This is a genomic window from Streptomyces sp. NPDC003247, from assembly GCF_042888135.1.
GTDB lineage: Bacteria > Actinomycetota > Actinomycetes > Streptomycetales > Streptomycetaceae > Streptomyces.
The window spans coordinates 566,014-584,070 of sequence record NZ_JBIAPF010000005.1 but is presented as its reverse complement, the minus strand read 5'-3'; the positions used below and the strand labels follow the sequence as shown (position 1 = coordinate 584,070).

18 protein-coding genes and 1 pseudogene are annotated in these 18,057 nt (G+C 74.0%); 8 read left to right on the top strand and 11 right to left on the bottom strand.

Translation table 11 applies throughout. The features are described 5' to 3' along the window. Positions 1–25: 25 nt before the first annotated feature. Together ACFYWQ_RS20185 and ACFYWQ_RS20180 are read right to left on the bottom strand one after the other, a co-directional pair. Positions 26–700, bottom strand: a complete 675-nt coding sequence (locus ACFYWQ_RS20185; protein ID WP_389518177.1) for a peptidoglycan-binding protein — start codon at positions 698–700, stop codon at positions 26–28. A 59-nt stretch (positions 701–759) separates the two neighbouring features. After that, positions 760–1,587: a hypothetical protein gene (locus ACFYWQ_RS20180; protein ID WP_389518176.1), complete on the bottom strand. Its 828-nt coding sequence runs from the start codon at positions 1,585–1,587 to the stop codon at positions 760–762. A 233-nt stretch (positions 1,588–1,820) separates the two neighbouring features. Between ACFYWQ_RS20180 and ACFYWQ_RS20175 the strand changes: the two genes are divergently transcribed. The 3 genes from ACFYWQ_RS20175 to ACFYWQ_RS20165 all read left to right on the top strand — a co-directional run bounded on the left by ACFYWQ_RS20175 (position 1,821) and on the right by ACFYWQ_RS20165 (position 4,098). Next, the gene (locus ACFYWQ_RS20175; protein ID WP_389518175.1) at positions 1,821–2,669 is read left to right on the top strand and encodes a bifunctional methylenetetrahydrofolate dehydrogenase/methenyltetrahydrofolate cyclohydrolase; all 849 of its coding nucleotides are present in this window, start codon (positions 1,821–1,823) and stop codon (positions 2,667–2,669) included. A 170-nt stretch (positions 2,670–2,839) separates the two neighbouring features. Then, on the top strand, positions 2,840–3,520 hold the full coding sequence (locus ACFYWQ_RS20170; RefSeq protein WP_389518336.1) for a TetR family transcriptional regulator: 681 nt from the start codon (positions 2,840–2,842) through the stop codon (positions 3,518–3,520). Positions 3,521–3,684: 164 nt separating this feature from the next. Then, complete coding sequence (locus ACFYWQ_RS20165; RefSeq protein WP_389518174.1) at positions 3,685–4,098, top strand: Zn-ribbon domain-containing OB-fold protein; 414 nt, start codon at positions 3,685–3,687, stop codon at positions 4,096–4,098. A 52-nt stretch (positions 4,099–4,150) separates the two neighbouring features. Here the strand turns inward: ACFYWQ_RS20165 and ACFYWQ_RS20160 are convergent, their stop codons facing one another. Both ACFYWQ_RS20160 and ACFYWQ_RS20155 read right to left on the bottom strand, forming a co-directional pair. After that, complete coding sequence (locus ACFYWQ_RS20160; protein WP_389518173.1) at positions 4,151–4,531, bottom strand: PPOX class F420-dependent oxidoreductase; 381 nt, start codon at positions 4,529–4,531, stop codon at positions 4,151–4,153. Positions 4,532–4,590: 59 nt separating this feature from the next. Next, the gene (locus ACFYWQ_RS20155; RefSeq protein ID WP_389518172.1) at positions 4,591–5,769 is read right to left on the bottom strand and encodes a MalY/PatB family protein; all 1,179 of its coding nucleotides are present in this window, start codon (positions 5,767–5,769) and stop codon (positions 4,591–4,593) included. A 212-nt stretch (positions 5,770–5,981) separates the two neighbouring features. Here ACFYWQ_RS20155 and ACFYWQ_RS20150 point away from each other — a divergent pair. Both ACFYWQ_RS20150 and ACFYWQ_RS20145 read left to right on the top strand, forming a co-directional pair. Then, positions 5,982–6,591, top strand: a pseudogene (locus ACFYWQ_RS20150) (SAM-dependent methyltransferase); the annotation flags it as partial. A 117-nt stretch (positions 6,592–6,708) separates the two neighbouring features. Next, complete coding sequence (locus ACFYWQ_RS20145) at positions 6,709–8,109, top strand: S1 family peptidase (protein ID WP_389518171.1); 1,401 nt, start codon at positions 6,709–6,711, stop codon at positions 8,107–8,109. Positions 8,110–8,313: 204 nt separating this feature from the next. On the opposite strand, the gene ACFYWQ_RS20140 is transcribed toward ACFYWQ_RS20145, so the two are convergent. Continuing rightward, positions 8,314–8,487 (bottom strand): hypothetical protein, encoded by a 174-nt coding sequence (locus tag ACFYWQ_RS20140; RefSeq protein ID WP_389518170.1) that lies wholly within the window; start codon positions 8,485–8,487, stop codon positions 8,314–8,316. Positions 8,488–8,608: 121 nt separating this feature from the next. Next, positions 8,609–9,304 carry a L,D-transpeptidase family protein gene (locus tag ACFYWQ_RS20135; protein WP_389518169.1) on the bottom strand — a complete coding sequence of 232 codons (696 nt, stop codon included), beginning with the start codon at positions 9,302–9,304 and terminating at the stop codon, positions 8,609–8,611. A 172-nt stretch (positions 9,305–9,476) separates the two neighbouring features. On the opposite strand from ACFYWQ_RS20135, the gene ACFYWQ_RS20130 reads away from it, so the two are divergent. Continuing rightward, a complete protein-coding gene (locus tag ACFYWQ_RS20130; RefSeq protein WP_389518168.1) occupies positions 9,477–10,013 on the top strand; it encodes a hypothetical protein in 537 nt (178 codons plus the stop codon). Positions 10,014–10,041: 28 nt separating this feature from the next. On the opposite strand, the gene ACFYWQ_RS20125 is transcribed toward ACFYWQ_RS20130, so the two are convergent. The 3 genes from ACFYWQ_RS20125 to ACFYWQ_RS20115 all read right to left on the bottom strand — a co-directional run bounded on the left by ACFYWQ_RS20125 (position 10,042) and on the right by ACFYWQ_RS20115 (position 12,824). Next, positions 10,042–10,956, bottom strand: a complete 915-nt coding sequence (locus ACFYWQ_RS20125) for an SDR family oxidoreductase (RefSeq protein WP_389518167.1) — start codon at positions 10,954–10,956, stop codon at positions 10,042–10,044. Between the two features lie 153 nt (positions 10,957–11,109). After that, the gene (locus tag ACFYWQ_RS20120; protein ID WP_389518166.1) at positions 11,110–11,739 is read right to left on the bottom strand and encodes an MBL fold metallo-hydrolase; all 630 of its coding nucleotides are present in this window, start codon (positions 11,737–11,739) and stop codon (positions 11,110–11,112) included. Continuing rightward, positions 11,739–12,824: an S-(hydroxymethyl)mycothiol dehydrogenase gene (locus ACFYWQ_RS20115; RefSeq protein ID WP_389518165.1), complete on the bottom strand. Its 1,086-nt coding sequence runs from the start codon at positions 12,822–12,824 to the stop codon at positions 11,739–11,741. The genes ACFYWQ_RS20120 and ACFYWQ_RS20115 overlap by 1 nt, the downstream gene beginning before the upstream one ends. 175 nt (positions 12,825–12,999) lie before the next feature. Here ACFYWQ_RS20115 and ACFYWQ_RS20110 point away from each other — a divergent pair, with 175 nt between their 5' ends. Then, complete coding sequence (locus ACFYWQ_RS20110) at positions 13,000–14,775, top strand: ABC transporter ATP-binding protein (protein WP_389518164.1); 1,776 nt, start codon at positions 13,000–13,002, stop codon at positions 14,773–14,775. A 380-nt stretch (positions 14,776–15,155) separates the two neighbouring features. Here ACFYWQ_RS20110 and ACFYWQ_RS20105 read toward each other — a convergent pair whose 3' ends face one another. Then, positions 15,156–15,455 carry a hypothetical protein gene (locus ACFYWQ_RS20105; protein ID WP_389518163.1) on the bottom strand — a complete coding sequence of 100 codons (300 nt, stop codon included), beginning with the start codon at positions 15,453–15,455 and terminating at the stop codon, positions 15,156–15,158. Between the two features lie 169 nt (positions 15,456–15,624). On the opposite strand from ACFYWQ_RS20105, the gene ACFYWQ_RS20100 reads away from it, so the two are divergent. Then, positions 15,625–15,990, top strand: coding sequence for a nuclear transport factor 2 family protein (locus tag ACFYWQ_RS20100; RefSeq protein WP_389518162.1), 366 nt, complete (start codon positions 15,625–15,627; stop codon positions 15,988–15,990). A gap of 105 nt (positions 15,991–16,095) precedes the next feature. Here the strand turns inward: ACFYWQ_RS20100 and ACFYWQ_RS20095 are convergent, their stop codons facing one another. Continuing rightward, a complete protein-coding gene (locus ACFYWQ_RS20095) occupies positions 16,096–17,970 on the bottom strand; it encodes an endoglycosylceramidase (RefSeq protein ID WP_389518161.1) in 1,875 nt (624 codons plus the stop codon). Positions 17,971–18,057 lie beyond the last annotated feature (87 nt).

Here is an 18,057-nt window from a genome sequence, read left to right as displayed (position 1 = left end):
TCTCCGCCGAAGGGGAACGGTCGCGTCATCCGGTGCGGGACTCCAGGTCGCGGCGGGTGTCGTCGCCGTAGACGCCGGTCTCGTCGCCGCGGACGCCGTACCAGAGCTGGAAGCGAGCCACGGCCTCGGTGAGGACGGTGCCGTAGCGGCCGTCGGTGGGGCCGTCGTCGTAGACGTTCGGGATACGGCGCAGACGCTGCTGGAGGTCGGTGACCTCGGGGCCGGTGTCGCCCTCGCGCAGGGTGCCGGGGCCGTCGGGGTCGCTCGTGGCGGCCTGGCCGCCGGCCGAACCGGTGGCGGGTGCGGGGACGGTGGCCGGGAGGGTCCGCGCGGTCGCCCCGCCGTCGCGGTCGGGCAGCAGCAGGGCGCAGGCGAAGCCGGCCAGCGCCGCCGCGAGCACGGCGACCGAGGCGACGGCCGCGCGGTGCGGCCGGGCGCCGCGCCTCCCCGGCGGCCCGCCTTCCCCCACCGGCGGCAGTTCCCGGGTCTGCGCCTCGGCGTCGGTGGGCCCGTCCGGCAGGGGGACGGCTTCGTAGGGGCCGGTGTCCTCCGCCATCTCCCGGAACAGCTCCGCGAGGGCGTCGGTGTTGCGCGGTCTGAGCACCCGGATGGGCTCCAGGACCGGGCGGTCCGCGCTCTCCGCACCCTCCCCGGGTTCCGGGCGGTCCGGCGGTCGCCCGGGTTCGGCCGGTGTCGGCACGCTGCTCTCCCTCCGTCCCGTGTCCCCGGGGAGGGATACGTGCGCGGGCGCGGTGGGGTTCAGCCGGCGAGGAAGCGGTGCAGGGAACGGGTCAGGGCGGCGACGAAGGCGTCCCGTGCGGCGTCGTCGAGGGCGTCCAGGGACAGGTACGGATTGAGGTCCTCCAGCTCCACCAGCAGCAGCTCGCCGCCGGGGGCGCGGCAGGCGTCGACGCGCTGGACGCCGTGCGTAAGACCGTTCCAGTCGATGAAGCGGCGGGCGAACGCCAGGTCCTGCGCGGTGGCCTCGTACGGCTCCAGCCGCCAGCGGCGGTCGGGGTGCGGGGCGTACAGGGCGTACTGGAAGGCGTCGTCGACGAAGTAGAAGGAGACCTCGTAGGCGAAGTCGACGTGGGGCTGGACGAGGGTGGCGCCGTCCGCCAGGGCGGGCAGCGCGTCGGCGGTGACGATGCGCAGGCCCAGGGAGTCGGCGCCGAGCTTGGGCTTCACGACGTAGCGGTCGGCCGGGGGCAGCCGGTGCAGGTCCTCGGGGCGGTCGACGGTGGGGACGACCGGGAAGCCGGCCGCGCTCAGGTCGACGAGGTACTGCTTGCCCGCCATGTCGGCGCGGCCCGTGAGCGGGTTGTAGACACGGGTCCCGGCACTCGACGCGCGCTCGCGGAAGGCGTCGTACGCCTCCCGGTGGCCGAGCACGGGACCGCTGTTGCGCACGACGACGGCGTCGAAGGCGTCCATCAGCGCGGCCGCGTCCCCGGGGTGGCACAGGGCGAGGTCGAAGTCGGCGCGCAGCCGGGAGGTGAGGAGGATGTCCTCGTCGCAGTAGCGGCGCCCGCGGGCCTGGTACGCCAGGTCGGTGACGTAGAGCAGGCGGGGGCGGACGGCGGGCATGCGGGCTCCTCGGACGGGACGGAACGGGCGGGAAGGGATGGGCGGGAAGGGACAGGTGGGCGCGCGGGACGGCCGGTGGTGCGGGAAGCGTACGCGGGCGCGGGGGCGGCGCGCGCGGCGCCCCGGAGTGCCGTCCCGGGCCGCGGGCGGGTGGAGGAGCGCGACCGGGCGTCACGGGCGGGCCGTACGATGAGAGGACCGGCTTTCTTCTCCTGAAGGGCTCCCGCACTCCCGTGACCACCGCAACTCTCCTCGACGGCAAGGCCGCAGCGGCCGACATCAAGAGCGAACTCGCCCTCCGGGTCCAGGCGTTGAAGGAACGCGGCGTCACCCCCGGGCTCGGCACGATCCTCGTCGGCGACGACCCGGGCAGCCGTTCGTACGTGGGCGGCAAGCACCGGGACTGCGCGCAGGTCGGCATCGCCTCGATCCGGGTCGAGCTGCCCGCCGACGCCTCCCAGGCGGACGTCGAGGCCGCGGTGCTGCGGCTCAACGACGACCCGGCGTGCACCGGGTTCATCGTGCAGCTTCCGCTGCCCGCCCACATCGACACCCACGCCGTGCTGGAGCTGATCGACCCGCTGAAGGACGCCGACGGGCTCCACCCGACGAACCTGGGCCGGCTGGTGCTGGGCATACCGGGTCCGCTGCCGTGCACCCCGCGCGGCATCATCGACCTGCTGCGGCGCAACCACGTGCCGATCACCGGGCAGCAGTTCTGCGTCATCGGCTGCGGTGTCACCGTGGGCCGCCCGCTGGGGCTGATGCTGACCCGCAGCACCGAGCACGCCACGGTCACCCTGTGCCACGAGGCCACGCAGGACACGGCCGCGCACGCCCGGGAGGCGGACGTGGTGGTGGCCGCCGCGGGGGTGGCGCACCTGGTCCGGCCGGACTGGATCAAGCCGGGCGCGACGGTCCTCTCGGTGGGCCTGACCCGCACGGTCGAGGGTGTCCTCGGCGACGTGCACCCGGACGTCGGCGACGTGGCCGGGTCCTTCGCACCGCCGATCGGCGGGGTGGGTCCGATGACGCGGGCCATGCTGCTGACCAACGTGGTCGAGGCCGCCGAACGGCTCTGACGCCCACGGGACGCCGGACCCGGCGGACCCGGCGGACCCCGCCCGGTCCGGCGTTGGCGCATTCGGTTCCCGACCGAGCGCACTCGGTTCCCGCCGGAGGGAACCGAGTGCCGTCCCGTGCTACGTTCCCGGGCATGAGCAGCAGCACGCCGCGGGCCGGGAGACCCCCCATGCGGGACGCCCTGGTCACGGCGGCCTTCCGGCTGTTCCTGGAGCGCGGCTACGAGCGGACGACCGTCGACGACATCGTGGCGCTGGCCGGCGTCGGACGGCGCTCCTTCTTCCGGTACTTCCCCTCCAAGGAGGACGTGGTCTTCCCCGACCACGAACGGTGCCTGGCCGACATGACCGCCTTCCTCGCCGCGAGCGGCGAGGAGCACGAGCCGGTGCGCCGGGTGTGCGACGCCGCCCGACTGGTGCTGCGGATGTACGCCGAGAACCCGGCCTTCTCCGTACAGCGCTACCACCTCACCAAGCGGGTGCCCGGCCTGCGCGCCCATGAACTGGGCGTCGTCCAGCGCTACCAGCGCGCCCTCGCGGACTACCTGCGCGGGCGTTTCGCCGGGCGCCGCGACGGGATCCTCCGGGCCGAGGTGATCGCCGCCGCCGTCGTCGCGGCGCACAACAACGCGCTGCGCGCCTGGCTGCGTTCGGGCGGCCGGGACGATGCGACCGCCACGGTGGACCACGCCCTCGGCTACGTGGAGTCGGTGTTCGGACGGCCGTCCGCCGCCGAACCGCCGGCGGCGCCGGAGGACGTGGTCGTGGTCGTCGCGCGGCGCGGGGCACCGCTGTGGCGGGTGGTGCGGGAGATCGAGACGGCCCTGGCGCACGACGGACCCCACCCCTGATTAGGGGTACGCCCACCCCTGATTAGGGGTACGCAGTGCCTTTACGCGTGGCACTGAGTGCCATACGCTGAGGTCGTGCACGGTGGCACGCTCAACCGCGCACGGGCGTGCCCGGGTGAGCCGCGCACGCGGGATTCCGGCCGAGCGCAGGGGAGTTGACCAGCGTGTACCACCACTCAGGCGGCACCGTTCAGCAGACGGCGGGCTCCCCGGCGGGAGTGCTCGACCAGCGCGCCGCGGACAGCGAGGCGATCCTCTTCCAGCGCTGCACCTGGTGCGGCACCGCCATGTACCACCGGCTCCTGTGCCCGGTCTGCCAGGGCAGCGACCTGCGCACCGAGCGCAGCGAGGGCACCGGCACGGTCCGCCACTCCACGGTGCTGCACCGCAACACGCCCTCCGCGCGCAACGTGTCCCTGATCGAGATGGCGGAGGGCTTCGTCGTGCGCGGCCGGGTCATGGGCCCGCCCATCGGCATCCACAGCGGTGACCGCGTCCGGCTGTCCACGGCCAAGGACCCGGTCCGGGGCGAGCCGGTCTTCCAGCTCGTCGACGAGCCGTACCGGGCCTGGTACTGACCCCCGCCCGGACCGGGGCCCACGCTCTCCCGGCCGGTTGCCGGGGCCCGGTTCACAGCGTGACGCGGATGCCGACGGTCCCGTCCAGGCCGCGCCGCAACCGGCTGCCCAGGAGGGTGAGGCGGCCGACGAGGCCGTACTTGCGGGCGATCAGGGTGCGGTAGCGGGCGGTGGTCTCCGGGTCGCAGACCTCGGCGGTGGCCGCGACCTGCCTGCCGGACGGCCTGCCGCGCACATCGCAGGGGCCCACCAGGACATCGCCGCGCGCCCTGATCCGCTTCACCTTCCAGGAGTCCGCGGCCGTCCAGACCCCGAGCGTGTCCCCGTCGCGCACCACCCACACCGGGGTGGCGACGGGGCTTCCGTTCTTCCGGTGGCTGGTGAGCAGCAGGTACTTGCCCGCCGCCAGTGTGTCCAGAGCCGTAGCGTCCATGCCGTGAAGTCTAGGCAGCGCGCGGCCACTTCACCTCGGTACCGGGCGCTCCCCCGGCCTCAGCGCAGCGCGGCCGCCATCCGCCGCACCCCCTCCGTCAGGATCTCCGGCGAGGTCGCGAGGTTCAGCCGGGCGTGGCCGGCGCCGCCCGTGCCGAAGTCCGGCCCCGGTGTGAGGGCGACCCGGCCGCGTTCCAGGAAGACGCGGGCCGGGTCGTCGCCGAGGCCGAGGGCCCGGCAGTCGAGCCACGCCAGGTAGGTGCCCTCGCCCGGCCGGTGGGCCACGCCGGGCAGGTGCTCGGCCAGCAGGCCGGCGAGCAGCCGGCGGTTGGCGTCGAGGCCGGCCAGCAGGGCGTCCAGCCAGGCGGTGCCGTCGCGCAGGGCGGCGGTGTGGGCGAGGACGCCGACGTGACTCACGCCGTCGATCGTCTCCCCGGGCATCCGGGCGAGGTCGGCGGCGGCCGCGGGGCCCGCCACGGCGACGGCGGCCTTGAGGCCGGCCAGGTTCCACGCCTTCGACGCCGACATCAGCGACAGTCCGCTGTCCGCGCCGGGCACGGCGAGGTAGGGCACGAAGTCCACGCCCGCGGCCGTCAGCGGACCGTGGATCTCGTCGGCGACCACGCGCACCCCGTACCGGTCGGCGAGGGCGGCCACGGCGGCGAGTTCCTCGGCGGTGTGCACGGTCCCGGTCGGGTTGTGCGGGCTGCACAGCAGGTGGGCGGCGCGCCCGCCACCCGCGACGGCCCGCCGGTAGGCGTCCTCCAGCACGGCCAGGTCGAGCCGCCCGTCGACACCGAGCGGCGCCTCGGCGATCCGCCGGTCCAGGTGGGTGACGAACGCGAAGTACGGCGGGTAGACGGGCGGGTTGACGACGACCGGGTCGCCGGGCCCGGTGACCAGCTTCAGCATCTCCACCACGCCCAGCATCACGTCGGGCACGAGCGCGGTCCGCTCCACCGCGAGCCCGTCCCACCCCCACCGCTCGGCGGCGAACTCCGACAGCGCCCGCGCGTAGGAGGTGCCCGTGGCGTAGCCGGTGTCGCCGAGCGCGACCGCCTCGGTCACCGCCTCGACGACGGGCCGGGCGAGCGGCACGTCCATCTCGGCGACCCACAGCGGCAGGACGTCCTCCGGATAGGCCCGCCACTTCTCGCTCGTACGACGGCGCAGACGGTCGAGGGAGAGGCCGCGCAGGGGATTCGGCTCACCGGACGTCTCGTGCGGGGTCCTGGTCATGGGCACACGATAGGGGGACTCCGGTGTGACGCGGGATCATGCGCACGGAACGCCCCCGACGGGCACGGTCCGACACGCGCGTGCGGCTCGTCGGCTTCCCCGCCGGGACCGCCCGCGAGATCGCGCCGGACGAGCCGAACGGCGGTGCGGGCGACCCGGCGCCCACCGCGCTGCCGCGCCCCTGCACGGGTCCCCGGGCGGTCCGGGCGACGCGCGCGGCCGGCGACCGGATCCGCCGGCTCCACCCGGGCATCGGCGAGTACGTACGCCCGCGCCGACCGGCTCTTCCTGGGTCGCGCCGTGCGCCACCTGGTGTCCGAGGCCGGGATCCGCCGCTTCCTCGACATCGGCACCGGCCCGCCCACCACGGACCACACGCACGAGGTGGCCCGGCGCCTCGCCCCCGGCTCCCGGATCGTCTGCGTCGACAACGACCCGCTGGTCCTGGCGCACGCCCGCGCCCTGCTCACCAGCACGCCCGAGGGCCGCACCCACTGCCTCGACGAGGACCTGCGCGACGTCGACGCGATCCTCGAACACGCGGCGAAGACCCTGGACTTCGGCGAGCGCCACCTGGTGCTGACGCCACACCATCACCTCCCCCGCCATGCCGGACGTGGACGAGGCCGTGGCGTTCTGGAACGAGCGGCACGCCGAAGCCGACCCGGCGGGCGCACGCCCGAGGAGGTGGCCCGCTTCCTCGACGGTCCGGACCTGCTGGAGCCGGGCGTGGTGTCCTGCTCGCGCCGGCGCCCGGAGGGGCCCGGCGGTGCGCTGCCGGAGGAGGTCGCCAGGTTCGGCGGGGTGGCCCGCACACCGTGACCCGCTCGCTCCCGGGCTGAACGCGGCGCGGCTCCGGCACGTATGGAGTCGGGGGCGCTCGACGACCGGAGGGCCCCGCGGTGCCGGCACCGCGCGTTCGGCTTTCGGGAGCCCTGCATGAGGCACGTACGACGACGGATCGTCCGGCGGGTGACACGGCTGGCGGCCGTCGGCGGCCTCCTCCTGGGAGGGGCCATGGTCACGCAGGCCGCCATGGCGGATGAGCCGCCCGCCGCGTCGGCGGTGCCGGGCGATGCGGCACGGTCCGCCGCGGGCGACGGGGCGGACCTGGTGGAGCGGCTCGGCACCGCCCGCACGGCCGGCACCTGGATCGGCGCCGACGGGCGTCCGGTCGTCGCCGTCACCGACGAGACGACGGCGACGACGGTCCGCGCGGCGGGCGCCGAGGCGAAGGTCGTCGGCCACAGCATGAACGAGCTGAGGTCGGCGGCCGCGACGCTGCGTTCGGCGCCCCGGGTGGCGGGGACCGCGTGGGTGATGGACTACCGGTCCAACCAGGTCGTGGTGCGGGCCGACAGCACCGTGTCGGCCGCCGACTGGTCGGCGCTGACACGGGTCGCGTCGGGCATCGGCGGTTTCGTCCGCATGGAGCGCACCTCCGGCACCTTCACCACCCGGGTCAACGGCGCCGAGCCCATCCTGTCGACGGGCGGGCGCTGTTCGGCGGGTTTCAACGTGACCGACGGATCGCGCGACTTCATCCTGACGGCCGGGCACTGCGGACCCGCCGGGTCCCTCTGGTTCGCGGACGGCCAGGGCGACCGTCAGGTGGGCCGCACGGTCGACTCCGTCTTCCCCGGCAACGACTTCTCCCTGGTGCAGTACGCGGACGGGGACGCGGGCGACGGGGCCGACGTGGTGGCCATCGGCAACGGCAACGGGGTGCGGATCACGGGCGTGGGCGACGCGGCCGTCGGGCAGCGGGTGTTCCGCAGCGGCAGCACGACCGGGCTGCGCGACGGCGAGGTCACCGGCCTCGACGCGACGGTCAACTATCCGGAGGGCACGGTCTCCGGGCTGATCGAGACGACCGTGTGCGCGGAGTCCGGCGACAGCGGCGGTCCGTTGTTCTCCGAGGGCATCGCGCTCGGCATCACCTCGGGCGGCAGCGGCGACTGCACGACGGGCGGTACGACGTTCTTCCAGCCGGTGGCGGCGGCGCTCGACCGGCTCGGTGTGCAGCTGATCGTGGCGGCGCCGTCCGACGGCGCGCGGGACGGCGCCTCCCCCGCGCCGTCCGAGGGCGCCGCCGAGCCGTCGTCCTCGCCGACCCAGGCCGCGGCGGCCGCCGGTGGGGCCTCACCGGGGTCGACGACACCGGTGACGGGCGCCTTCGACGGCTCGTCCCTCGTCTCCCGGCTGACCGACCCGCGCAACATCGGCCCCGGACTGCTGGTGATCGCGGGCAGCCTGGTCGCGCTCGTGGCGACGCGGTACATCCGCGCCGAGCAGGACCGCAGGGCGTACCAGCGCCACTACTCGGCGACCTGGGGCTGAGCCGCCCGCGCGCCGGGGGCGGGGCCGACGGCGGGGGCGGTGACGGTGGAGGCGGCGAAGGGGAGGCGGCGGGACAGAACGCCGCCGCCGGGGAAGTCGACGAGGCCGTGGAGGACGACCGAGGTCAGTGCGAGGAGAGCACCCAGGTGCCGGGGGGTGCCCCGGGACGGCGCTCCGCTGCCGGAGTGCCGCGGCGTACGGCCGTCAGGCCGCCCGGACGGACTGCGGGGCCGCGGCGGCCCACTCCAGGACGAGCCGCTGGTACTCCTCGCGCTGCTCGACGCTCAGTGTCCCGCCCGACCGGAGCCACAGGGCCCGGATCTCCTCGTTGACCTCTTCGGCCGATCGCTCGGAGAGGGGTTCAACAGTGGTGGACATGGTGTGAATCTTACGGCGTCGGGGGTGAAGGCCACGTGAGTAATACGGGGATCAAACGGACAAGGCGGACGTGTGACTGGTCACGTCCGCCTGTCATATGTCAGTGCTCACAGCCGCTCCGTCAGGTGCCCGGCTTGCGCCCGTAGACGAAGACGTCGTCGCCGTTCTTCAGCAGCGACCAGTACTTCTTCGCCGCCGTCTTGGTCATGTTGACGCAGCCGTGCGAGCCCGGCGGGTTCCACATGCTGACGCCGACCGAGTGGAAGGCCTGCCCCCCGTCGAAGAACTGGCTGTAGGGCATGGGCACGTTGTAGATGGTCGACACGTGGTCGATGTTCCGCCAGTAGATCTTCTTCAGGCCGGTGCGGGTCTCGTAGCCGTCGCGGCCGGTGCGGACGGGCACGGGCCCGTAGACGAGCTTGCTGCCGTCCTGGATCCAGCTGAGCTGGAGCGTGAGGTTGACGCAGGCGATGCGGCCCTTGTTGGTCGGGCACTTGCCGGCCGCGTTGGGTTTGTTCCCCACCGCCTTCTGCTTGTTCATGAGGTCCATCACACCCCAGGTGACGGGCCCCGCGTAGCCGATGGCCGGCGTGATGCCGTGCTTCTTCTGGAAGGCCTGGATGGCCTTGCAGTCGGCGGAGGACTGCTTGCCGTCGACCGGCCGGCCGAGGAACTTCTCCACCTTCTTCTGGTACGGCCCTGCCTGCGTGGTACAGCTCGCGGCCTGCGCCGGCGCCGTGCCCAGCGCGAGCGTCAGCGGAGCGACCAGCCCCGTGACCCCGAGCGCTGCCGCTGCTCGTCTGCGTATGTCCCCCATGACTGCCCTCTCCCTGGCCCGGAACGGCGATCTCGCCTTCCTAGACCCGTGGGAGGGGGCGGCGGTTGTGGTCCGGCCCGAGCTGTGACGAAACGGTGAACTTCCCGTCCGCCGGATCTTCCCGTCCGCCGACTCTTCCCGGCTGTCGGACCGGGGCCGGTAGCGTGCGCGCATGTCCGCGTTCCTTCAGCAGCTCCCCGCCCTGATAGGCGTCGTGATCGGCGCCCTGGGTTCGTACCTGGCACTCGTGCGCAGCGACCGCGAGCGGTTCCGGCGCGAGGCGTCGGCCCGGTGGGAGGAGCGGCGGCTCGCCGTGTACGCCGACTACGCCCGCACGTTGAAGAAGTCGGTCACCCTGACGTACCGGGTCGCCGCGCATCTCGGCAACGACCCGCATCCGCACCCGATGTCCCCGGCGGAGGCCGAGCCGCTGCTGGCGGAGGCCACCGAGGCCCGGGACCCGTCCGGCGAGGCGCTGATCATGCTGGGCAGCCGGGAGGTGGTGGAGAAGGCGCGGGTGTGGGTGACCACCGTGATGGAGATGGAGCGGTTCCTGCGGGAGGGCACGCACGACCCGCGGGCCTGGCAGGCGCTGCTGGAGCGGCAGCGCGCCGGCCGCGAGGGCTACTACGCCGCCGTACGCGACGATCTGGAGCTGCCGCCGGGGCACTCGGCGCGATGGCCGCTGCCGCCCGGGGCGGACGGCTGAGCGGCCACGGCCGGCGGGCGCGGCCGGCTCACCGGTACCCCGTCGTGTCCGCCGGCTTCCCCGCGTCCTGCACCTCGACGAGGTAGCGCCAGGCGTCGGGGCGGCTGCCGTCCACGTCGGTGAAGCCGTACACCGGGGCGAGGCCGCCGCTGGAGAGGGAGTGGCCGTTGAAGCGGGACACCTCGGGGTCGGCGGCCAGGGCGGCGACGGCGCGGCCGACGTAGCGCGGGGTCTCCGAGATGGCGAAGTGGGGGAAGCGGTCGAGGGCGTCCCGCCAGTTCTCCTCGCGCACCCCGAAATGCTCCAGCATGATCTCCGAGCGCAGCCAGCCCGGGGTGAGCGCGAGCGCGGTGGCGCCGCGCGGGCCGAGTTCCCGGGACAGGGCGAACGCCATGCGCAGGACGGACGCCTTGGCGAGGTCGTAGAAGAAGTTCACGCGGTAGGTGTCGCGGTTGTAGTCGGCGGTGCCGTCGGTGACCTCGACGACCAGCCCGCCGGGGCGGCTCAGCAGCAGCGGCAGGGCGTGGTGACTGGTGATCGCGTGCGTCTCGACCGCCAGGCGGAGCAGGCGGAGCCCGTTGTCGAGGTCGTGCTCCCAGAGCGGGGTGTCCCACTCGAAGAGGTTCTCGCCGCCCCAGATGTCGTTGACGAGGACGTCGAGGCGGCCCCGCTCGGCGGCGATCCGGTCGACGAGCGCGCGGACCCGCGCCGGTTCGAGGTGGTCGGTGGGGACGGCGATGCCGTGGCCGCCGGCCCCGGTGACGAGGTCGGCCGTGTCCTCGATCGTCTCGGGGCGGTCGTACTCGGAGCGCCGGTCGCGCGCGGTGCGCCCGGTGACGTAGACGGTGGCGCCGGCCGCCCCCAGTTCCACGGCGATGCCGCGTCCCGCGCCCCGGGTCGCCCCGGCGACCAGCGCGACCCTGCCCTGAAGCGGACCGGACATGTGCGACCTCCTGTGCGTCCTCGCGTCGATGCCGTCACCGAGGATCGCCGGGAAACCGGACGTCCTGTGTCGCCTTTCCGGCGAGGGTCACCCGGGTGGAGTCGCCGGCCAGGCGGGCCGGGACGTCGGTGGACGCCCCGGCCGGGCGGGTGTTCAGTGGCCCCGGGCGATCCACTCCTCCAGGTGGGGTGCCTCGGCGCCGATGGTGGTGGAGTCGCCGTGGCCGGTGAGGACCTTCGTCTCGGGCGGCAGGGTCAGCAGCCGGTCACGGACGGAGGCGATGATCGTCGGGAAGTGGGACCAGGACCGGCCGGTGGCCCCGGGGCCGCCCTGGAACAGGGTGTCGCCGGTGAAGAGCACGCCGAGTCCGGGGTCGTACAGGCAGACCGCGCCGGGCGCGTGGCCGGGGGTGTGCAGGACGGTGAGGTCGGCGCCGGCCGCCTCGATGACCTGGCCGTCGCGGAGGTGGCCGTCGGGATCGCGGTCGGGGTGGGTCTGCTTCCACAGCGGCAGGTCGTCGGGGTGCAGCCAGATGGTGGCGCCGGTCAGGTCGGCGAGGGCGGGCGCGGCCCCGATGTGGTCGTCGTGGGCGTGGGTGCACACGATCGCGGTGAGCCGTCGGTCGCCGACGGCGGCGGCGATGGCCTCGGCGTCGTGCGCGGCGTCGATGACGATCACCTCGTGGTCGTCGCCGACGATCCAGACGTTGTTGTCGACGTCCCAGGTGCCGCCGTCGAGGCTGAACGTGCCGGAGGTGACGAGGCGTTCGATGCGCGCGGTCATCACAGCACCACCACCGAGCGCAGGACGTCCCCCTGGTGCATCCGCTCGAACGCCTTCTCCACCTCGTCGAGCGCGATGGTCTCGGTCACGAACGCCCCCAGGTCCAGGCGGCCCTGGAGGTGCAGGTCGATCAGCATGGGGAAGTCGCGCGAGGGCAGGCAGTCGCCGTACCAGGACGACTTCAGCGCCCCGCCCCGGCCGAACACGTCCAGCAGGGGCAGCTCCAGCTTCATCTCCGGCGTCGGCACGCCGACCAGGACGACCGTCCCGGCCAGGTCGCGGGCGTAGAACGCCTGCCGGTACGTCTCCGGGCGGCCGACGGCCTCGATCACGACGTCCGCGCCGAACCCGCCGGTCAGCTCCTGGATCGCCGCCACCGGGTCGGTCCGGCGCGAGTTGACGGTGTGCGTGGCGCCCATCGCGCGCGCCGTCTCCAGCTTGCGGTCGTCGATGTCCACGGCGATGATCCTCGCCGCGCCCGCCAGCCGCGACCCGGCGACGGCCGCGTCGCCCACCCCGCCGCAGCCGATCACGGCGACGGTGTCGCCCCGGCCGACGTTGCCGGTGTTGATCGCCGCGCCGATGCCCGCCATCACCCCGCAGCCCAGCAGACCGGCCACCTCGGCCGACACCGCCGGGTCGACCTTGGTGCACTGCCCGGACGCCACCAGCGTCTTCTCCGCGAACGCCCCGATCCCCAGTGCCGGGGAGAGCTCGGTGCCGTCCGTGAGGGTCATCTTCTGCCGCGCGTTGTGCGTGTCGAAGCAGTACCACGGACGGCCGCGCAGACAGGCCCGGCACTGCCCGCACACCGCCCGCCAGTTCAGGATCACGAAGTCGCCCGGGGCGACGTCGGTGACGCCGTCGCCGACCGACTCCACCACTCCGGCGGCCTCGTGTCCCAGCAGGAAGGGGAACTCGTCGTTGATCCCGCCCTGCTTGTAGTGCAGGTCCGTGTGGCACACCCCGCAGGCCTGGATCTTCACCACGGCCTCGCCGGGTCCCGGGTCCGGCACCACGATCGTCTCCACCCGCACCGGCTCGTCCTTGCCCGGTGCGATCACGCCACGCACTTCCTGCGCCATGGTGCTGCCCTTTCCTCGGCGACCCTCTGTCCGTGTCCGACCCTACGCGCGATCCATCGGTGACGACACGCACAACAAGGCAGGTCACCGCATGGAGAAGCCGTCCGGAGGCTCCGCGCGGGGGCGGTCCGCGTAGCCTGAGCGGCGCCGGCCGGACCCACCCGTGAGGAGCCTCGTGAGCACCGCAGAGAACGCCGCCGTCCTTCCCCCGTGGCGTCTGCTGCTCGGCTACGTACGGCCGCACCGCCGGGCCCTGCTGGCGGGGGCGCTGCTGTCCCTGGTCACCGGGGCGACCGGGCTGCTGCTGCCGCTGGTGGCGCGGGGGTTGATCGACGACCTGTCCCGGGGCCGGGCGATCACGGGCGCGTTGCTCGCGCTGTCGGGGCTGGTGGTCGCCAACGCGGCGGTCGGCGCGCTGGGTTCCTACGTGCTGCGGCGCACGGCCGAGTCGGTGGTGCTCGGGGCGCGGCGCGCGCTGTCGTCGTACCTGCTGCGGCTGCGGATCACGGCGGTGGACCGCAGTGAGCCCGGTGATCTGATGGCGCGGGTCACCTCGGACACCACCCTGCTGCGCGAGGTCACCACCAGCTCGCTGGTCGGCCTCGGCACCGGCGGTCTGACGCTGGTGGCGACGGTGGTGCTGATGGGCGTGGTGGACCCGGTGCTGCTCGGGGTGACGCTGGCGGTGATCCTCGGCGCGGGCACCGTCCTCGGGGTGATCGTGCCGCGTGTCAACCGGGCGAGCCGGCAGGCGCAGGACGCGGTCGGCGTGATGGGCGCGTCGCTGGAGCGGGTGCTCGGGGCGCTGCGCACGGTGAAGGCGTCGGGCGCCGAGGAACGCGAGGAGCGGGCGCTGCACGCGGCGGCCGAGGAGTCGTGGCGGCAGAGCGTGCGGGCCGCCAAGTGGTCGGCGGCCGCGGGCAACACCGCCGGACTGGCCATGCAGACCGCCTTCATCACGGTGCTGGGGGTCGGCGGGGCGCGGGTCGCGACGGGCGCGATCGACGTCGGGACCCTGGTGGCGTTCCTGCTGTACGTCTTCTACCTGATGGCGCCGATCCAGCAGGTCGTCGGCGCGATCACCCAGTACCAGACGGGCTCCGCGGCCCTCGCCCGCATCCAGGAGGCGCTGCGGCTGCCCGCCGAACCGCCGGCCCCGCCCGCCGCGCTGCCCGCGCCGGCCGCCGCACCGGCCCGCGTCGCCTTCACCGACGTGCGCTTCCGGTACGCCGAGGACCTGCCGTACGTCCACCACGGGGTGACCTTCGAGGTGCCGTCCCGGGGCATGACCGCGTTCGTCGGCCCGTCCGGCGCCGGCAAGACGACGGTGTTCTCGCTCATCGAGCGGTTCTACGAGCCCGAGTCCGGCACGATCACCCTGGACGGCCGCCCCCTCACCGACTGGGAGCTGCCCCGCCTGCGGTCGGCCATCGGTTACGTCGAGCAGGACGCGCCCGTACTGTCGGGGACCCTGCGCGACAACCTGCTGCTGGGGAATCCGCAGGCCGGCGACGACACCGTGCGGCGGGTGCTGAAGACGACCCGGCTCGACGACCTGGTCGCCCGGCTGCCGAAGGGCCTGGACACGCCGGTCGGGCACCGCGGGACCAAGCTGTCCGGCGGGGAGCGCCAGCGGGTGGCCATCGCCCGCGCCCTGCTGCGCGGTCCGCGCCTGCTGCTGCTCGACGAGGCGACCTCCCAGCTCGACGCGGTCAACGAGGCGGCCCTGCGGGACACGGTCGCCGACGTGGCCCGCACGACCACCGTCCTGGTCGTCGCCCACCGGCTGTCGACGGTGACGTCCGCCGACCGGATCGTCGTCATGGAGGCGGGCCGGGTCCGCGCGGTGGGCTCGCACCGCGAGCTCGTGACGGCCGACCCGCTCTACGCGGAGCTGGCGGCGACGCAGTTCCTCGCGGACCACGACCTGCCGGACGCGTCCGGCGGCTGAACGCGCGGGGGCCGCCCGGCGATCCGGGCGGCCCCACGGGAGGAGACGACGTCCCGGGCGTCGGCGGATCGGACTCCGCCGGCCCGGGCATCGCGGGCCCGGGCATCGCAGGCCGGGCGTCGCGGGCCCGGGCGTCGCAGGCCCGGGCATCGCAGGCCCGGGCATCGCGGGCCCGGGCGTCGCAGGCCCGGGCATCGCAGGCCCGGGCATCGCAGGCCCGGGCATCGCAGGCCCGGGCATCGCGGGCCTGTACGTCGCAGGCCCGGGCATCGTAGGCCGGGCGTCGCAGGCCCGGGCATCGTAGGCCGGGCGTCGCAGGCCCGGGCATCGCAGGCCCGGGCGTCGCGGGCCTGTACGTCGCGGGCCCGTACGTCGGCGGCTCAGGCCGCGACGGCGGGCGCCAGCTGGGTGACCGGGGCGGCGAGGTCGGTGACCTGGTGCAGCTCGTTCAGTTTGTCGAGCTCCTGCACCTTGTTCAGCTCGCCGAGCTGCCGGGAGAGCGGCGGGAGTTCCGCCCGGTGCTCGGCGGGGACGTCGCTCGCGGCGAGCGAGTCCAGCAGGGTCATCGGGTTCAGCCGGCCGGTGTCCGGGGCTTCGGCCGCGTTCGCCAGCGGTGCGGCGAGGCCGGTGATCGCGGCGGCGAGAGCGGCGGCGGCGACGATGCGTCGAGTGGAGATCATGCCCTCAGCAACGCGGCGGGCGCCCGGCGGACACGGGTGCGCGGGCCCGCTCACCCGACAGGCGCACCCGGTGCGCCGCGCTTGCCGAGCCCGGTGAGGCGGAGGAGCCTCGAAGGTGAGGGCCCGGCGGCCCGTCTCCCCGGGGCCGCGGTCCCGCGAGGAGGTCACCATGGGCACTGCGGCAGGCTCCGCCTTCGACACCGAGACGCTGCGCCGGGGCATAGAGGGAGACACGGCGGCGACGCTGCTGTCGCTCTACGCCGACGACGCGCAGCTGCGGATCGTCGACCACCAGACCCAGCCGAGCCGTCCCAAGGTTCTGCGCGGACGGGACGAGATCGCCGAGATGCTCGACGACGTCTACAGCCGTGACATGACGCACCGGCTGGAGGACTGCGTCGTGCAGGGCGATCGCGCCGCCTTCAGCGAGTCGTGCCGGTACTCGGACGGGGTGCGCGTCCTGGCCGAGTCGATGGTCTCGCTGCGCGACGGCAAGATCGTCGAGCAGACGATGATCCAGGCCTGGGACGAGTAGGACGGACAGGGAGGAACATCTCGGGGCGATCAGGGTGATCAGGGCGATCAGGGCGGCCAGGGCGGTCCGGCGGAGGTGGTCCGAGGTCCGGTCCGGCCGGGCCCGCTACCCCAGCTTCTGCGCCGCCCACGCCGACAGTTCCGTGCGGGCGGCGGCCAGCAGGGACGCGGACGGCGCGGTCGCCCCGTTGGTCACCAGGGCGTAGTGCACGGTGCCCGAGTCGGGTGCGGTGAGCAGCAGGCGGCGGCTGCCCGTGCCGCCCGGTTCGGGGGCCGCGGCGATCCCGGTGGCGCCCGTGTACGCGGGCGGGGCGTGGACGGTGCCGAGGTCGGAGACGACGGTGGTGGACGCGGTCGGGAAGGACGCGGGCAGGTGCAGCTCGGTGGGGGCCGCGGTGCCGTTCGAACGCCACGCGAGCAGGCCGTACTGGCCGGAGCCGACGAGCTGGGCCACGTTCGGCAGCGAGGCGGGGACCGGGTTCCAGGTGAGGGTGGTGGAGCCGTCGCGGGAGCGGTCCTCGTAGGTGAAGGCGAGGGTGGTGCCGGCCGTGGCGCTCGGGTAGAGGCGGTCGAGCAGCCGGGCGTCCTGACGCAGCGTCACCTGGCCGCTGTCGTCCAGGCGTACGGCGGAGAGGTCCTCGTCGTTCCAGGCGTCGGCGGCGGTGAGCACCTTGTCGGGGTTGCCGTTCATCAGCTCGTGGTGACGGCCGTGGTAGATGTCCCACTGCCACTGCTGGCCGGACAGGACGGGCCCGGAGGCGGCCGGTGTCGTCCACCAGTCCGCGCCCTTCACCCGGGAGTCGAGGGACTGGTACATGGCCTTGAGGACGGTCGGCGCCTTGTCCGCGACCGTGCCCGTGAGGGGGTGGCCGAACTCGCTGACCACGGCCGTCGTCCCGGCCGCCGCCGCCCGGTCGCGGACGGTGCCGAAGTCGGTGACGTACTGGCCGTCGGCCGCCTTGCCCCACATCAGGATCGCGGAGATGGCCTTCTGGTCGTAGAAGTGGGTGTTGAGGACGTAGCGGGAGCCGAGGGTGCCCGCGTCGAGGAGGCCGCCCTCCTGCCGCTGGGAGTCGATGTTGGCGTTCCAGAAGAGGTTCGGTTCGACGAGGGCGGGCTTGTCCTGCCAGCCCGCCGCGTCCATCCGGGCCCGGAACCTCACGTAGAACGGCCACAGCAGGTCGCGCTCCCAGGTGCGGCTGGTCTGGCCCGAGTCGTAGGTGCCGGCGTACGGCTCGTTGTAGGGGTCGAAGCCGAGGACGCCCGCGAACTGTTCGGCGGTCAGGTGCTGCCGGACGTACGTCATGGTCTGCTCGGCCATGGCGAGGAAGGAGTCCTGGAGGCCGTGGGCGTTGTGCCAGAAGTCGTACTGGGCGGCCTTCACCGCGCCGTTCTGGGTGATGTTCTGGCCCCAGAACAAGCAGATGCCGCAGGATTCGTCGGGGTAGTCGCCGAGGTCCACCGCCCACTGGGGGGCGCCGTCGCCGGAGTACCAGCTGTCCGGGTCGAAGAGGTACCGGGAGTAGAGGTCCTGGTGGAAGTCGGGGTAGACGCGGATGCCCGCGTCGAGGAAGGCGCCCATCTGGGCCGTGGCGGCCGCCAGGTAGGCGGTGTCGACCTGGCCGCGGACGGGTTCGGCGTAGGCCCAGGAGAGCAGGAAGCGGACGGAGTTGCCGCCGCCGAGGGCGCGCAGGGCGGTCGCCGACTTCCGGGCGTCGGCGACCGAGGCGAAGGGCAGGCCGCCGTTCTCGGCGAGTTTGGCCTCGCCGGAGACGTCGTAGCCGCGCAGCACGACCTCACGGCCGGTGGCGTCGACGAAGCGTCCGCCCGACACGGTCAGGGGGGTGCCGTCGAACGCGAGGGCGTCGGGGACCGCGGTGGCGAGGGCGGTTCCGGCGGTGGCGGAAGGGGGTCCCGTCACCGTGAGCACTCCGCAGAGGACGAGGAGAACAGCCAGCAGACGCGCCCGCACATTCGACATGTCCACTACAGTCCGGCCTTTGCCGGGCACCGTCAATACCATGTGACCCATGAGTAAGTTCCCGGTGGGCCGGGCCGGGTCGGGTCG

Excerpts from the sequence above, each read along its gene's own strand:
- ACFYWQ_RS20140 (WP_389518170.1), bottom strand. The coding sequence starts at position 8,487 with ATGTCCACCACTGTTGAACCCCTCTCCGAGCGATCGGCCGAAGAGGTC.
- ACFYWQ_RS20170 (WP_389518336.1), top strand. The coding sequence starts at position 2,840 with ATGCGGGACGCCCTGGTCACGGCGGCCTTCCGGCTGTTCCTGGAGCGC.
- ACFYWQ_RS20125 (WP_389518167.1), bottom strand. The coding sequence starts at position 10,956 with ATGTCCGGTCCGCTTCAGGGCAGGGTCGCGCTGGTCGCCGGGGCGACC.
- ACFYWQ_RS20180 (WP_389518176.1), bottom strand. The coding sequence starts at position 1,587 with ATGCCCGCCGTCCGCCCCCGCCTGCTCTACGTCACCGACCTGGCGTAC.
- ACFYWQ_RS20120 (WP_389518166.1), bottom strand. The coding sequence starts at position 11,739 with ATGACCGCGCGCATCGAACGCCTCGTCACCTCCGGCACGTTCAGCCTC.
- ACFYWQ_RS20135 (WP_389518169.1), bottom strand. The coding sequence starts at position 9,304 with ATGGGGGACATACGCAGACGAGCAGCGGCAGCGCTCGGGGTCACGGGG.
- ACFYWQ_RS20145 (WP_389518171.1), top strand. The coding sequence starts at position 6,709 with ATGAGGCACGTACGACGACGGATCGTCCGGCGGGTGACACGGCTGGCG.
- ACFYWQ_RS20130 (WP_389518168.1), top strand. The coding sequence starts at position 9,477 with ATGTCCGCGTTCCTTCAGCAGCTCCCCGCCCTGATAGGCGTCGTGATC.
- ACFYWQ_RS20155 (WP_389518172.1), bottom strand. The coding sequence starts at position 5,769 with ATGACCAGGACCCCGCACGAGACGTCCGGTGAGCCGAATCCCCTGCGC.
- ACFYWQ_RS20095 (WP_389518161.1), bottom strand. The coding sequence starts at position 17,970 with ATGTCGAATGTGCGGGCGCGTCTGCTGGCTGTTCTCCTCGTCCTCTGC.
- ACFYWQ_RS20160 (WP_389518173.1), bottom strand. The coding sequence starts at position 4,531 with ATGGACGCTACGGCTCTGGACACACTGGCGGCGGGCAAGTACCTGCTG.
- ACFYWQ_RS20115 (WP_389518165.1), bottom strand. The coding sequence starts at position 12,824 with ATGGCGCAGGAAGTGCGTGGCGTGATCGCACCGGGCAAGGACGAGCCG.
- ACFYWQ_RS20100 (WP_389518162.1), top strand. The coding sequence starts at position 15,625 with ATGGGCACTGCGGCAGGCTCCGCCTTCGACACCGAGACGCTGCGCCGG.
- ACFYWQ_RS20105 (WP_389518163.1), bottom strand. The coding sequence starts at position 15,455 with ATGATCTCCACTCGACGCATCGTCGCCGCCGCCGCTCTCGCCGCCGCG.